The organism is Pelomonas lactea (assembly GCF_043555885.1).
Lineage (GTDB): Bacteria > Pseudomonadota > Gammaproteobacteria > Burkholderiales > Burkholderiaceae_C > Pelomonas > Pelomonas lactea.
The window spans coordinates 28103-41249 of record NZ_JBIGHX010000004.1; the positions used below are offsets into that span (position 1 = coordinate 28103).

General features: G+C 69.4%; 13 protein-coding genes. 1 reads left to right on the top strand and 12 read right to left on the bottom strand.

Features of this window, described 5'->3' with window-relative positions:
• Positions 1-32 precede the first annotated feature (32 nt).
• The 12 genes from ACG04Q_RS13080 to ACG04Q_RS13135 all read right to left on the bottom strand — a co-directional run bounded on the left by ACG04Q_RS13080 (position 33) and on the right by ACG04Q_RS13135 (position 10297).
• Positions 33-1118 (bottom strand): Tle-like phospholipase domain-containing protein, encoded by a 1086-nt coding sequence (locus tag ACG04Q_RS13080; RefSeq protein ID WP_394511373.1) that lies wholly within the window; start codon positions 1116-1118, stop codon positions 33-35.
• Positions 1115-1531, bottom strand: a complete 417-nt coding sequence (locus ACG04Q_RS13085; RefSeq protein ID WP_394511374.1) for a hypothetical protein — start codon at positions 1529-1531, stop codon at positions 1115-1117. The genes ACG04Q_RS13080 and ACG04Q_RS13085 overlap by 4 nt, the downstream gene beginning before the upstream one ends.
• Before the next feature lie 25 nt (positions 1532-1556).
• A complete protein-coding gene (gene accC, locus ACG04Q_RS13090) occupies positions 1557-2906 on the bottom strand; it encodes an acetyl-CoA carboxylase biotin carboxylase subunit (RefSeq protein ID WP_394511375.1) in 1350 nt (449 codons plus the stop codon).
• A gap of 13 nt (positions 2907-2919) precedes the next feature.
• Complete coding sequence (gene accB, locus ACG04Q_RS13095) at positions 2920-3390, bottom strand: acetyl-CoA carboxylase biotin carboxyl carrier protein (protein ID WP_394511376.1); 471 nt, start codon at positions 3388-3390, stop codon at positions 2920-2922.
• A 58-nt stretch (positions 3391-3448) separates the two neighbouring features.
• Entirely contained in the window at positions 3449-3898 is a 450-nt protein-coding gene (gene aroQ / locus ACG04Q_RS13100; protein ID WP_394511377.1) for a type II 3-dehydroquinate dehydratase, read from the bottom strand.
• Between the two features lie 109 nt (positions 3899-4007).
• Positions 4008-4529: a TlpA family protein disulfide reductase gene (locus ACG04Q_RS13105; RefSeq protein ID WP_394511378.1), complete on the bottom strand. Its 522-nt coding sequence runs from the start codon at positions 4527-4529 to the stop codon at positions 4008-4010.
• Positions 4526-5116, bottom strand: a complete 591-nt coding sequence (locus ACG04Q_RS13110; RefSeq protein ID WP_394511379.1) for a hypothetical protein — start codon at positions 5114-5116, stop codon at positions 4526-4528. Before ACG04Q_RS13110 ends, ACG04Q_RS13105 begins: the two co-directional genes overlap by 4 nt.
• Positions 5113-5826, bottom strand: a complete 714-nt coding sequence (gene mtgA / locus ACG04Q_RS13115) for a monofunctional biosynthetic peptidoglycan transglycosylase (protein WP_394511734.1) — start codon at positions 5824-5826, stop codon at positions 5113-5115. The genes ACG04Q_RS13110 and mtgA overlap by 4 nt, the downstream gene beginning before the upstream one ends.
• Positions 5826-6665 (bottom strand): shikimate dehydrogenase, encoded by an 840-nt coding sequence (gene aroE, locus ACG04Q_RS13120; RefSeq protein ID WP_394511380.1) that lies wholly within the window; start codon positions 6663-6665, stop codon positions 5826-5828. The genes mtgA and aroE overlap by 1 nt, the downstream gene beginning before the upstream one ends.
• Positions 6666-6804: 139 nt before the next feature.
• On the bottom strand, positions 6805-7656 hold the full coding sequence (locus tag ACG04Q_RS13125; RefSeq protein WP_394511381.1) for an energy transducer TonB family protein: 852 nt from the start codon (positions 7654-7656) through the stop codon (positions 6805-6807).
• On the bottom strand, positions 7656-9689 hold the full coding sequence (locus tag ACG04Q_RS13130) for a ribonuclease catalytic domain-containing protein (protein ID WP_394511382.1): 2034 nt from the start codon (positions 9687-9689) through the stop codon (positions 7656-7658). Before ACG04Q_RS13130 ends, ACG04Q_RS13125 begins: the two co-directional genes overlap by 1 nt.
• 17 nt (positions 9690-9706) lie before the next feature.
• Positions 9707-10297, bottom strand: coding sequence for a YqiA/YcfP family alpha/beta fold hydrolase (locus ACG04Q_RS13135; RefSeq protein WP_394511383.1), 591 nt, complete (start codon positions 10295-10297; stop codon positions 9707-9709).
• 122 nt (positions 10298-10419) lie between these two features.
• Between ACG04Q_RS13135 and ACG04Q_RS13140 the strand changes: the two genes are divergently transcribed.
• Entirely contained in the window at positions 10420-13092 is a 2673-nt protein-coding gene (locus tag ACG04Q_RS13140; protein ID WP_394511384.1) for a zinc-dependent metalloprotease, read from the top strand.
• The last annotated feature ends 55 nt before the right edge of the window (positions 13093-13147 follow it).

Consider the following 13147-nt stretch of genomic DNA (forward strand, 5'->3'; position numbering starts at 1 on the left):
TGGTGGTGATAGGAGGCCGTATCCGGCATGCGCTATCCCTTGTCTGCGAGACATGCTTTCAGGGCGGCCTCGTCTGCCTCCTTGCGCTTCTCGATGGCGGCGATCATCTCGTTCATGCCATGGCGGTCATCGGCGCTGGTGCTCTCATCGGCGACAGGCACGTTCTGGCGCTGGCCGGGCGCCGCGTGAGAGAAGAACTGCGTGATTCCGCTCTCCTGCGTCTTAGTCAACACTTCGCCCTCGACCCGGTAGGCCGCGATCTTGTCGGCGTCGGCGGCAAGGCGGTCCAGGCCGGTCTGCGAATAGCGGGCCACGGTCTTGGGATTGAGGCCGGCGGCATTGAACGTGGTGGCGGTAGCGCCTGAGCCGCCCTGTGCTGCGGCCGCCATGCCGCCGCCCAGCGAGTGGCCGACGACGTGCACATTGCTCGTCTGTCCGCGGTCGGCCAGACGGTTGCCCAGGCGCACCGCCCTTTCGTAGTAGCTCGACTCCTTGTTCGCGTTCTGTGCGAAGTTGTTGTCCCAGTCTTCCTTGGCGAGCGTCGATCCTCGGAACACAAGGTCATAGGGCGGCTGCGGGTTCTCACCCCAGACCAGCGGGTCCTTTTTGTAGAGCGCCGCCCTGAACTCGGTCCCCTTGGGTGCTAGCAGGTGATGTCCGAGCTCTTGATCTTGGCTACTAGGGCCCAGGAGGGCATCTAGCTCGTCCTTTGATGGATCCAGAAACCCCGGCGGTGGTCGCTTCAGGTCCGCCGGCGCATCGGCGTCGTACTTCAGGTAGACCGCCTTGGCTACTCGCGCGTGCTCCACTTGGTCCATGTCCTCGCGCAGCCGCGCGGCGGCGGGCGCGTGCTCGGGGCAGGCGTTCACGCCCTTGTCGACCAGTTCCAGCCGTTGCGCACGGCGGGCTGCCTTGTCGGCGGCCATGCAGGGCTGGCAGGCCTCGCCGGCGGGCTGGGTGCCGAAGTCCTTGCCCAGCATGGCCTCGCGGGCCTGCTGGTACTCCTTCTGCGGCAGCTCCGGGTTCGCGGCGAGCTGCTTGGCGCGGGCTTCGGACAGCGACTTCGCCTGTCGTTTGGCCAGCCAGCCGGCGGTCAGCCCGGCAATGATGTCCGTCATCGCTGGCCGCCTTGCAGGCCCCAGGGCTGCGTCAGCTCGAAGCTGCGCCGCAGCGCGGCCTCGCCCGACGCCGGGGTGGCCGCCGGGCCCAACTGGTCATGCACCCACTCGCCCAGCGCGTGCACGCGCCGCACCTCGGGCAGGGGCCCTTGCAGCACCCGCAACAGCAGCGGCTGGGCCTGCTCAAAGCCCACACCCAGCCACAGCGCGCCGAGCGCATAGCCGGCGATGCCCTGTTCGGTGCGAAAGCCCACCTGCCTCGCCTGCGCGATGGCCGCGGCGACGAACGCCTGCTGAGCGTCGGCCGCCATGGCCGCGAAGTCGGTGTCATGCCGGGCCAGCGACTCGGCCAGCCGACGGCTGAACCCCGCCTCGCCGAGGCGTTGCATCTGGTCGTCGCGGAGGTTCAGCATGCGGCTCGGCGTGCTGGCGTCGCCGTCAGCGCTTGTGCGCCGCCATCCAGCCTTCGAGGTAGTGGATGCTGGTGCCGCCTTCGATGAACTTCGCGTCCGCCATCAGCTCGCGGTGCAGCGGGATGTTGGTCTGGATGCCTTCCACCACCGTCTCGCTCAGCGCGATGCGCATGCGGGCCAGGGCCTGCTCGCGGGTGTCGCCGTGGACGATGATCTTGCCGATCATGCTGTCGTAGTTCGGCGGCACGAAGTAGTTCGTGTACGCATGCGAGTCCACACGCACGCCGGGGCCGCCGGGGGCGTGCCACATCGTGATGCGGCCGGGCGAGGGCGTGAACTTGATCGGGTCTTCCGCGTTGATGCGGCACTCGATGGCGTGGCCGCGCATCTCGATCTGGCGCTGCGTGAACGGCAGCTTCTCGCCGGCGGCGATCCTGATCTGCTGCTGCACGATGTCGATGCCGGTGACCAGTTCCGTCACCGGGTGCTCCACCTGCACGCGCGTGTTCATCTCGATGAAGTAGAACTCGCCGTTCTCGTACAGGAACTCGAAGGTGCCCGCACCGCGGTAGCCCATCTTCTTGCAGGCGGCGGCGCAGCGGTCACCCACCTTCTCGATGATGCGGCGGGGAATGCCGGGTGCCGGCGCTTCCTCGATGATCTTCTGGTGGCGGCGCTGCATGGAGCAGTCGCGCTCGCCCAGCCAGACGGCGTTCTTGAACGTGTCGGCCAGCACCTGGATCTCCACATGGCGTGGGTTCTCCAGGAACTTCTCCATGTAGACCTCGGGGTTGCCGAAGGCCGCGCCAGCCTCGGCGCGCGTGGTCTGCACGGCGTGCACCAGCGCCGCCTCGGTGTGGACGACGCGCATGCCGCGCCCGCCACCGCCGCCGGCCGCCTTGATGATGACCGGGTATCCCACCGAGCGGGCGATGCGGATGATCTCTTTCGGGTCTTCGGGCAGTGCGCCCTCCGAGCCCGGCACGCACGGCACGCCGGCGCGGATCATGGCCTGTTTGGCCGAGACCTTGTCGCCCATCAGGCGGATGGACTCGGGCGTCGGGCCGATGAAGGTGAAGCCGCTGCGCTCGACGCGCTCGGCGAAGTCGGCGTTCTCGGACAGGAAGCCGTAGCCGGGGTGGATGGCCTCGGCGTCGGTGACTTCGGCCGTCGCGATGATGGCCGGCATGCTGAGGTAGCTCTGGGCCGACGGTGCCGGGCCGATGCAGACCGCCTCGTCGGCCAGGCGCACGTACTTGGCGTCGCGGTCGGCCTCGGAGTAGACGACGACGGACTTGATGCCCAGTTCACGGCACGCTCGTTGAATGCGGAGGGCGATTTCCCCCCGATTCGCAATCAGGACCTTCTTAAACATCAGGAAGTCCTTGTCACTCGATCACGAACAGCGGCTGTCCGAACTCGACCGCCTGGCCGTTCTCACACAGGACCTTGGTGATCGTGCCGCTCTTGTCGGCCTCGATCTCGTTCATGATCTTCATCGCTTCGATGATGCAGATGGCCTCGCCTTCCTTGACCGTCTGGCCGACATCGGCGAACGGCTTGGCGTTCGGGCTGGACGCGCGGTAGAACGTGCCGACCATGGGCGACTTGACGACGTGGCCCGTCTCGACCGGGGCTGCGGCCGGTGCGGCGGCGGCCACGGGGGCTGCGGGCGCGGCGGCTGCTGTGACGACCGGCGCAGCGACGGGTGCCGCAGCGTAGACCGGCTGCACGGGCACGGCGGCGGCCGGGTCGGTCTTGACGATGCGGACCTTGCCGTCGGCCTCGGTGATTTCCAGTTCGGAGATGTTCGATTCCGAGACCAGGTCGATCAGGGTTTTGAGCTTGCGCAGGTCCATCATGGCTCCAGGCGATGTTGTTGTTTTGGGGGATGACAAGGAGAGCCGGTGCCCGGGATCAGGCGCCGGCGGCTCCCAACGATTGAAGGGCGTGGCGCACGGCCAGGCGGTAGCCGTTGGCACCCAGGCCGCAGATGACGCCCACCGCCAGGTCGCTCAGATAGCTGTGATGGCGGAAGGGCTCGCGGCGGTGGATGTTCGACAGGTGGACTTCGATGAAGGGCAGCGCCACGCCGGCCAGCGCGTCGCGGATGGCGACGCTGGTGTGCGTGTAGGCGGCCGGGTTGATGACGATGAAGCGCGTGCCGTCGCTGCGCGCGGCCTGGATGCGGTCCACCAGCGCACCTTCATGGTTGCTCTGGAAGCTCGTCAGGCTGGCGCCGGCATCGGCGGCGATCGCGCTCAGTTCAGCGTCGATCTGGGGCAGGGTCTGCGAGCCGTAGACCTCGGGCTCGCGGGTGCCGAGCAGGTTGAGGTTGGGCCCATGCAGGACAAGAATTTGCATCAAACACGTGGCGTCGCCCGGGCCCCGAGGGTCTAGAGAGCCGCCACTAAATTGAGGAAGGGCGAACTTTACGCGTTTTGGGGCCGGTTTCCGCGTGGGATAGGGGTTTTTCTCAGGATGCGGCCAGCGCGCGCAGATCCTGCAGCGTGGTGACGCCCAGGCGGCGCCAGCGGATCTCGCCGGCCTCGTCGAAGACGACGGAGAAGGGCAGGCCGCCCGCCGGGTTGCCGAGTTCGCGCACCAGCGACAGGCCGTCCGGCCCGCCCAGCGCGATGGGGAAGTCCAGCGGCGTCTTCTTCAGGAAGGCCTTGACCGGCTCGGCCTGGTCGATGGCCAGGCCCAGCACCTGCCAGCCCTTGGCCCGGGCCTCGCCGTAGAACTGGTTGATCTCTGGCAGTTCCTTGACGCAGGGCGGGCACCAGGTGGCCCAGAAGTTCAGCAGCAGCGGCCTGCCGCGCCAGCCGGCGACGGGCAGCTCGGCGCCGTCCAGCCCGGCGAAGCGGCGTGCCCAGAAGGCCTGGGCGACGGGTGATGCAACGGGCGGGTTCAGCTTGCGCCAGGCGAAGCCGGCGCCCAGCGCCGCAGCGCCGACGCCGGCGCCGGCCAGCACCAGCCGGCGGGTGAGGGGGCTCATGAGGGGTCCTCTTCCAGCAGTTTTTGCAGCGCGGCCAGGTCGCCGCGCTCGGTCAGCCCGCGGGCGTCGGGCTTGAGCGCACCGCGCAGGTCATCGAAATCCAGCACCGTCAGGCACAAGGTCACCCGTTCGTTCAGCGCGGGGCAGGGGGTGTCGAGGACGAGCATGTCCACCTGACGCCGGTTGGCCGTCGTCTCGGCCACGTCGAAGTCCACGCCGCGGTTCAGCAGCGCGATCTCGGCGGCCTTGCTGTCGTCGCAGTACAGCTGCAGGTGAATGTTGGACAGCCTCGTCGCGGTGCCGCGCCACACGGCGCCGGTCAGGTGCGGGCGGAAGTCGGCCAGCCGCGCCATCCAGACGGCGGCCAGCTCGCGCAGCGCACGCAGCTCGCCGGGCTGGGTCTCGGCGTGGAAGATGGCGATGTGCTCGCGCACGGCGTCTTCAACCACGTCGTTGCCGGGCAGCGCGGCGCGCGGTGCGCCGAGGTCACGGGCCGCGCGCTGCTTGGCCGGGCCCCAGTCCATGCCCTCGTCGACGATGAGGCGGGCGGCCGCAGCGGCAATCTCGGCGGAGAAGTCCTCGCTCATGGCAATTGCGCGCTGTTCATGCGGCCGACGATGAGGCCGGCCCGGTTGATGACGTACGCCGAGCCCGGCTGGCGCTCGAAGCGCTTGGGCGCCGGCAGCATGACGGCCAGCCGCGCGGCCTCGAAGGCGCCGAGCCGCGACACGTCCATGCGGAAGTAGTGCCACGCCGCGGCCTGCGCGCCGAACAGGCCTTCGCCCCATTCGACGCTGTTCAGGTAGATCTCCAGGATGCGCTGCTTGCTCAGCAGCGCTTCCAGCATCAGCGTCAGCACCAGCTCCTGGCCCTTGCGCAGCAGCGTGCGCTCGCCAGAGAGAAACAGGTTCTTGGCCAACTGCTGCGTGATCGTCGAGCCGCCGATGACCTTGGCCACCCCCTTGCCGCGGGCTTCCACGCGGGCCTGGGCCTTCTCGTTCTTCTTCCAGGCGCCTTTCAGCGCATCCCAGTCGACGCCGCCGTGCTGCGCGAAACTGTCGTCCTCGCTGGCGATGACGGCGCGCTTGAGCGTGCGGGGCAGTTGGGCATCGTCCACCCACGACTGCGCCCACGGCACCTGCTGCTTGTCCTTCAGCAACCGCAGCGCCTCGCTGCGCTGGAAGCTGGTGGACTGCGGCGCGATGACGTTCATCAGCGCGATGCGGCCTGCAAACCACAGCTGCAGGCACAGCACGCCCAGCGCCAGCACGGCGAGCAGCCGGCCGAGGTGGCGCATCACGGCGCGGCCTCGATGGCCTGGCGGACGGCCTTCAGCACCGGCGCCGTGTCGGGCCGCACGCCGCGCCAGAAGAGGAAGGCCTCGGCCGCCTGCTCCACCAGCATGCCCAGGCCGTCGCGCGGCTCGGCGCCATGCGCGGCCGCCCAGTCCAGGAAGCCCTGCGCCTTGGGGCCGTACATCATGTCCAGCGCCAGGCTGCCGGGCTTGAGCACGCGGGCGTCCACCGGCGAGGCTGCACCCGCCAGGCTGGTGCTGGTGGCGTTGATGACGATGTCCTGCGCGGCCGGCGCGTCGGCCAGCGTGGCGGCGGCAAGCCCCACATGCAAGGCCTGGCCAAGGTGGGCATGGCCGGCCACCAGCGCCTCGGCCTTGTCCAGCGTGCGGTTGACGACGGTGATGCGCGCTGGCCCGGCATGGATCAGCGCGCCCAGCGCGCCGGCGCTGGCACCGCCGGCGCCCACCAGCAGCACCTGCAGGCCGGCAAGCGGTCGGCCGGCGTTCTTCTGCAGGTCGTTGACGAGGCCGGCGCCGTCGGTGTTGTCGCCCACCCAGCCGTCGGCGTCGAAACGCAGCGTGTTGACGGCGCCGCCCAGTTGCGCGCGCTCGGTGCGCGTCGCCGCCAGCGCGAACGCGTCGAACTTGAACGGCACGGTGATGTTGCAACCCTTGGCGCCGGCGGCGACAAAGGTGCGCAGCGTGGCTTCGAAGCCGTCCAGTGGCGCCAGCAGGCGTTCATAGACGAGCGACTGGCCCGTCTGCTGCGCGAACATCGCGTGGATGGCGGGCGAGCGGCTGTGCTCGACCGGGTTGCCGACCACCGCATACCTGTCTTTCATATTGCGTCCTTCGCGCTTCGCGCTTGCCTTGCCGACGGATCGGCAAGGCGTCCGCCCGGCTTGAAATGCCCAGGCATTTCAAGTCCGGGCTGACTCCCGCCAAGCGGGAGTTGAGCGCCCTCGGGCAGCCGTGCGGAGCTCATTGCTGCCCTGCCAAAGAAGTCTCCAGTTCCGCATCGCGCGTGAACTTGAAGCGTGACGTGATGACCAGCACCTCGGCGCCCTTGCGCATCTCCTGGCTGAAGTTGCCGAAGGGCGAGGCCGCCTGCACGATGGCGACGGCGCGGCGGTCCAGCGTCGCGTTGCCACTGGGCGAGACGATCTCGGTCTCGATGACGCGGCCCTTGAAGTCCACATGGATGTTCATGATGAGCTCGCCGTAGAGCTTCCTGCCGCGGTACACGGGGAAGTCGCGGGTGCCGCGCTCCTCGATGCGACGGCGCAGGCCGTCGTAGTACTGCGCGTAGACCACCTCGCGGGCGGCCGGGCTCACGTAGCGCTTGCGCGGCCGCGCGCTTTCCACGTTGACGCGCTTCTCGATTTCGGCGAGCAGCTCCACCAACTGGCGGCGCTTTTCGGCCTGGGCGCGCTCGGCCGCATCGGTCTTCTCGCGCCGCGGGTCGGGCGGTGGCAGCAGCGCCAGCTCGCGGCGCACCTGCGTCAGCAGTTGCTGCTGCTGTTGCTGCAGCTGCGCGATCTGCGAGCTCTGGGCCTCGGCCGCGTCGCCCACCTCGCTGTGGCGCGCTGGCGGCAGCGGCGACGTGGCGCGGCCCGTCTCCGCATTGCCGCCCCCCGCGAGGTTGGCCTGGGCCAGCACGGCGGCCTTGGTGGGCAGTTCGTTGGAGCGCGTGTTGACCAGCACCACCTCCAGCGGCGTGTCCTGGAACACGCGGTTGAAGGAGTCCGGCGAGCCCACGCGCCAGGCCAGCAGCACGCCGTGCACGCCGAGCGACGCGGCCAGTGCGATCTGCAGCGTGCTGAACCGGCGCATCAGGCTTGGGCCGCCGGCTCGGCCTCGCCGCCGCCGTCGTTCAGGTCGATGGCCAGCGCGATGGGAGCAGCGGCGGCTTCGAGGTCGTCATCCTCGCCTTCCGCGTCGTCGGCGGCGGCCTGCTGTTCATCCAGCCGCTCGACCAGCGTGGCATGCACGTCCAGCGTCATCTCGTCCAGCCCGGTGATGCGCACCTTCACGTGGCTGCCCCGCGGCAGCGGCTCGCAGCCCAGCGCCTTGAACACCAGCGGCAGGTCGTCGGCGCGCACCAGGCCTTCCTTCATGACGGTGGCGGTCAGCTCCGTGGTGCCGTTCTGCTGCAGCCAGCGCAGCGTCCAGAAGCGCTCGATGCCGTTCTGGAAGCCGTTGTAGGCGGCGTAGGCCGACTCGAACCCCGAGATGATGGAGAACAGCTGCGCATCCTTGGGCTTGAACGGCGCGGCCAGTGCGGCCGTGCGGCCGTGCCGCGCGCAGGCAATGATCTGCCACTGGTTGACCAGGTCCACGTAGCGGCGCAGCGGCGACGTGGCCCAGGTGTACTGCGCGACGCCCATGCCGGCATGCGGCAGTGCCTTCACGCCCATGCGCACCTTGATGCCGGGCGCCAGGCTGGCCTGGCTGCGGTAGATGCCGGGCAGCCCCAGCTCGGCCAGCCAGCCGCCCCAGGCGGAGTTGGCCAGGATCATGGCCTCGGCCACGATCAGGTCCAGCGAGCTGCCGCGGGCGCGCACGCTGATCTCCACCGACTCGCTGCCGTTGGGCGGCTCCATGCGCTCGCCGGCCAGGCGGAAGTTGTAGTCCGGCCGGTTGAAGTTCTCCGGCTTGCCGCGCACCGCCTCGCGCTGCGCCTTCAGGTGCTTGGCCAGGCGCCAGCAGAAGGCCAGCTCGGGCGCGAAGGCGTAGTCGGCGGGCGCGTCGCCCGACAGCGAGGCGTCGGTGACGATGCCGTCCAGCTTGTCATGTCGCAGGTTGGACGCGATGTGCACGCGCTCCAGCTTGGTCTCGCGGCTCTTGATCTCGAAGCTCGCCTCGTCCATCGTGAAGTAGATGGACACGGCCGGGCAGTCGCGGCCCTCGATCAGCGTGTAGGCCTGCACGACGTCGTCGGGCAGCATCGTGATCTTCCAGCCCGGCATGTAGACGGTGGACAGGCGCTCGCGGGCGACTTTGTCGACGGCCGAGTCCGGCGTGATGGCCAGGCCGGGTGCGGCGATGTGCACGCCGAACGTGACGGTGCCCGTGCCCAGGCCCTGCACCGACAGCGCATCGTCGATCTCCGTCGTCTGCGAGTCGTCGATGGAGAAGGCGCGTGCGGGCGACAGCGCCAGCTCGTCCTTGATCTCCGGCGCCGTGAGCTGCGGGAAACCCACGCCCTTGGGGAAGTTCTCGAACAGGAAGCGCTTCCAGTGGAACTGGTAGGGGCTGGTGATGGCGCCGGCGCCCTGCAGCAGGTCCAGCGGCGCCTTGTGCGCGAGCTTGCTGGCCTCGACGACGGCCTTGTACTCGGGGCCGTTCTTGTCGGGCTTGAACAGGATCTTGTAGATTTGCTCCTGGATGGGTGCGGGGCAGGTGCCGGCCACCAGTTCCTGCGCCCAGGCCTCGATCTGCAGCGCCTGCTGGCGCTTGCGCTCTATGCCCAGCAGCGCGGCCTTCACCGTCTCCTCGGGGGCTTTCTTGAACTGGCCCTTGCCGGCGCGGCGGAAGTAGTGCGGCGCCTCGAACAGGCGGAACAGCGCGGCCGCCTGCTGCACGACGCCGGCCTTGGCGTCGAAGTAGTCCCGCGCAAGATCGGCAAAGCCGAACTCGCCTTCGGGCGCGAATTCCCAGGCCAGGTCCAGGTCGATGTCGTCGGCCAGCGCGCGCGCGTCGGCCAGCAGCTCGGCGGGGGCCGGCTTGTCGAACTTGAGCAGCACATTGGCGGACTTGACCTTGACCCGCTTGCCCGAGTCCAGCTCGACCTGCAGCGAGGCATCGGCCTCCGACATCACCCGGCCGGCGAGGAACTTCCCGGCGTCATCAAACAGCGCAAACATAGGCGGCGGATTCTCCCTCAGCGGGTGAGGTGCTCCAGCAGACCGGGCAGATGGGCCTCGAAGTCGGTCAGGCCGTGGTCGCTGCCCTCCAGCACCTCGCCGTCACAGCCCGCGTAGCGGGCCAGCATCTCGCGCCAGTCCAGCAGCTCGTCGCCCTTGGCCAGCAGCGCGTAGTAGCGGCTGGGCGTGGTGAGCCGGGCCGGTGGCGTGAGGGCCGCCAGCTCTGCCACGTGCTGCGCGGTGAAATCGAACTTCAGCGTCGGGTCGTGCCAGGCGGTCTGCTCGCCGATGTACTTGGCCAGGTCGCGGGCCGGGTTCACGGCCGGGTTCAGCACGGCCACGCGCCAGCCGCGGTGCGCGCGCTGCTCAGCCAGCGAGGTGGCATAGAACCCGCCCAGCGAGCTGCCGATGACGGCGGCTCCCTGTGCGGGCCAGCCGGCGATGAGTTGGGCGACGAGGTCCATCGCCGCCAGCGGCGACGGCGGCAGCTGCGGGCAGGCGAACGTCAGCCCGGGCTGCGTGGCGGCCCACTGCGCCATGCGCAGCGCCTTCGCCGAGCCGGGCGACGAGCGGAAGCCGTGCAAATAAAGCAGATGCGTGAGCGTCATGACGGAAGTTTTTGCGTGAACTTTTGCAGCCCCGCGACGGGGACGGCATCGGATTGACGCGAGTGTCGCCGGGCTTAAAGTGACCGGCTTTTCGTTTCCTTCGGACACAACTCATGACCCCGATGTCGCGTTCCGTCCTGGCCAGCGCCGCGCTACTCGCGCTGGCCGCCCTGGCCCAGGCCCAGACCCCGCCGGCCCCTGCGGCCACCGCAGCCTCCGGCCCCGCGACGGCCGCGCCCGCCCGGCCGCCCGTCGACCCCACGGCGCCCAAGCCCTTCGCTGAAATCATCAAGGGCGCCAAGGAGCAGCCGGGTCTGTTCCCCATCTGGCGCAAGGACGAGAAGGTCTGGATCGAGATCCCGAAGGAAGCCTTCAACAAGCCTTTCCTGTTCAGCGTCAATGTCGCCAACTCCGTCGGCGAGCGCGGCCTGTACGCCAGCCAGATGATCGGCGAGGAGATTGCCGAGTGGCGCCGCATCGGCAACCACGTCCAGCTCATCGCGCTGAACACCAAGTTCCGCGCCGACAAGGGCGGCACCCAGCTGGCACTGGAGCAGGCGTTCTCGCCCAGCCTCATCACGTCGGGCCCCGCGGCCAGCGCCGAGCACCCCGACCGCAAGTCCGTGCTGGTGGATGCCAGCGGCCTGTTCCTGGGCGACATCCCCGGCTACTCCACGCGGCTGGAGATGGCCTACCGCCTGCCGTTCGCGCCGGACCGCGCCAACTCCCACATCGAGGCCACCCGCGCCGACGCGCAGATCTCCACGCTGACCAGCCGCGTGCACTTCGCCACGCCGCGCATCCCGGCACCGCCGCTGACGCCCGCACCGGTGGCCGTGCCCACGCCGCCGCAGGCCACGCCGGACCCGCGCTCGATGTTCTTCAGCTTCGTCTACAACCTGCGCGCACTGCCCGAGCAGCCGGCCGCCATCCGCCATGCCGACCCGCGACTGGGTCACTTCATGGAGAGCTACAGCAACCTCGGCGACGACCTGAAGGCCAACCCGCGCGTACACATGGTGACCCGCTGGCGCCTGGAGAAGAAGGACCCGGCGGCCGCGCTGTCCGAGCCGGTGCAGCCCATCGTCTACTGGATGGACAAGAACATCCCGGCCAAGTACCGCGAGGCGGTCAAGGCCGGCATCCTGGAGTGGAACAAGGCCTTCGAAAAGATCGGCTTCAAGGACGCCATTCAGGCCAGGCAGCAGCCTGATGACGCCGACTGGGACAACATGGACGCCACGCACGCGTCCATCCGCTGGTTCACCGGCTCCGACGTGGGCTTCGCCATCGGCCCCAGCCACAAGGACCCGCGCACCGGTGAGATCCTGGATGCCGACATCGGCATGAGCGACGTGTTCGGCCGCGGCTCGCGCCGCTTCGCGACCGACGACGTGCCCGCCGGCAGCCATGCGCATGACCACGCCGGCTGGACCGGCCCGCGCGGCGGCCAGGTGCTGGCCGACCAGTTCTGCACCTACATGGCCGACCAGGCCAGCGAGTTCGGCTTCGCGCTGGACCTGCTGGCGCTGCGCGACGGCATGGACCTCGACGGCCCCGAGGCCGAGGCGCTGGCGCAGGCCGTCATGAAGGACGTCGTCATGCACGAGGTGGGCCACACCCTCGGGCTGAAGCACAACTTCCGCTCGTCCACGACGGTCACGCAGGCGCAGCTCAAGGACAAGGCCTACACCGAGGCCAACGGCATCTCCAACTCGGTGATGGACTACAACGCCTACAATCTGCCGCTCAAGGGCGAGCCCAAGGCCAGCCTCACCAACACGACGCTGGGCGCCTACGACTACTGGGCCATCGAGTACGCCTACAAGCAGATCCCGGCCGAGCAGGAGGCCGCCGAGCTGGCCCGCATCGCGGCGCGCTCGACCGAGCCGCAGCTGGCCTACGGCGACGACTTCGACCAGGGCGTCGGCGGCCTGTTCGACGGCTTCGACCCGCGCAGCAACCAGCGCGACCTGGGCGACGACCCGCTGGCCTACGCCAAGAAGCGCCTGAAGCTCAGCCAGGAGCTGTGGGACCGCGTGCAGGCCCGCAAGCCGCAGGCCGGCGAAGAGCCCTTCCGCGCCCGCCGCTCGGTGGCCGAGGCCTTCCGCCAGCTCGGCATGGCCGCGCACAACGTCAGCAAGTACGTGGGCGGCATGCAGGCCGAGCGCGTGGTCCCGGGCGTCACGCCGGTGGCGGCGTTCAAGCCGGTGGACAGCGCCCAGCAGCGCGAGGCGCTGCGCTTCATTTCGGCCGGCCTGCTGTCCAGCAACTCGTTCAGGTTCAGCCCGGAATTCATCGCCGCGCAGCCGCTGGACTACAACGAGTGGGCCGAGCGCGGCCAGCCGCTGTCCATCCCCGACGCCGTGGCCGCGCTGCAGGGCCGCGTGCTGGACCGCCTGATGTCGGCCGCCACCGCGCGCCGCCTCATCGAGCAGGGCAGCCTGCTGCCCGAGGCGCAGCGCAAGGGCGCCGTGTCGCTCAGCGAGGTGTACGGCACGCTGCAGGGCGCCATCTTCAGCGAGCTGAAGACCGGCGCCGAAGTGGACCGCATGCGCCGCAGCCTTCAGCGCGAATACCTGCGCCGCCTGCAGGCGCAGCTGAACCGCTCCACCAACGGCGCGACGGTCTACGCGGACGCGTTCTCGCTGGCCCGCTGGCACGCCACGCAGCTGGCGCGTGACCTGCGCAGCGCGTCGATCAAACCGGGCCTGTCGGTCGAGACGCGCGCGCACTACGCCGAGTCGCTGGACTTGCTGGACAGCATGCTCAAGGCCACGCTGACGCGCAGCTGATCGGGCATCCGCACCCGACAAGGCCGGCCGCAATGCCGGCCTTTTTCGTTGTCAC

What these genes read in the sequence shown, in the direction of transcription:
- ACG04Q_RS13080 (WP_394511373.1), bottom strand. Translation starts at nt 1,118, where the DNA reads ATGACGGACATCATTGCCGGGCTGACCGCCGGCTGGCTGGCCAAACGA.
- ACG04Q_RS13085 (WP_394511374.1), bottom strand. Translation starts at nt 1,531, where the DNA reads ATGCTGAACCTCCGCGACGACCAGATGCAACGCCTCGGCGAGGCGGGG.
- accC (WP_394511375.1), bottom strand. Translation starts at nt 2,906, where the DNA reads ATGTTTAAGAAGGTCCTGATTGCGAATCGGGGGGAAATCGCCCTCCGC.
- accB (WP_394511376.1), bottom strand. Translation starts at nt 3,390, where the DNA reads ATGGACCTGCGCAAGCTCAAAACCCTGATCGACCTGGTCTCGGAATCG.
- ACG04Q_RS13105 (WP_394511378.1), bottom strand. Translation starts at nt 4,529, where the DNA reads ATGAGCCCCCTCACCCGCCGGCTGGTGCTGGCCGGCGCCGGCGTCGGC.
- ACG04Q_RS13110 (WP_394511379.1), bottom strand. Translation starts at nt 5,116, where the DNA reads ATGAGCGAGGACTTCTCCGCCGAGATTGCCGCTGCGGCCGCCCGCCTC.
- mtgA (WP_394511734.1), bottom strand. Translation starts at nt 5,826, where the DNA reads ATGCGCCACCTCGGCCGGCTGCTCGCCGTGCTGGCGCTGGGCGTGCTG.
- aroE (WP_394511380.1), bottom strand. Translation starts at nt 6,665, where the DNA reads ATGAAAGACAGGTATGCGGTGGTCGGCAACCCGGTCGAGCACAGCCGC.
- ACG04Q_RS13125 (WP_394511381.1), bottom strand. Translation starts at nt 7,656, where the DNA reads ATGCGCCGGTTCAGCACGCTGCAGATCGCACTGGCCGCGTCGCTCGGC.
- ACG04Q_RS13130 (WP_394511382.1), bottom strand. Translation starts at nt 9,689, where the DNA reads ATGTTTGCGCTGTTTGATGACGCCGGGAAGTTCCTCGCCGGCCGGGTG.
- ACG04Q_RS13135 (WP_394511383.1), bottom strand. Translation starts at nt 10,297, where the DNA reads ATGACGCTCACGCATCTGCTTTATTTGCACGGCTTCCGCTCGTCGCCC.
- ACG04Q_RS13140 (WP_394511384.1), top strand. Translation starts at nt 10,420, where the DNA reads ATGTCGCGTTCCGTCCTGGCCAGCGCCGCGCTACTCGCGCTGGCCGCC.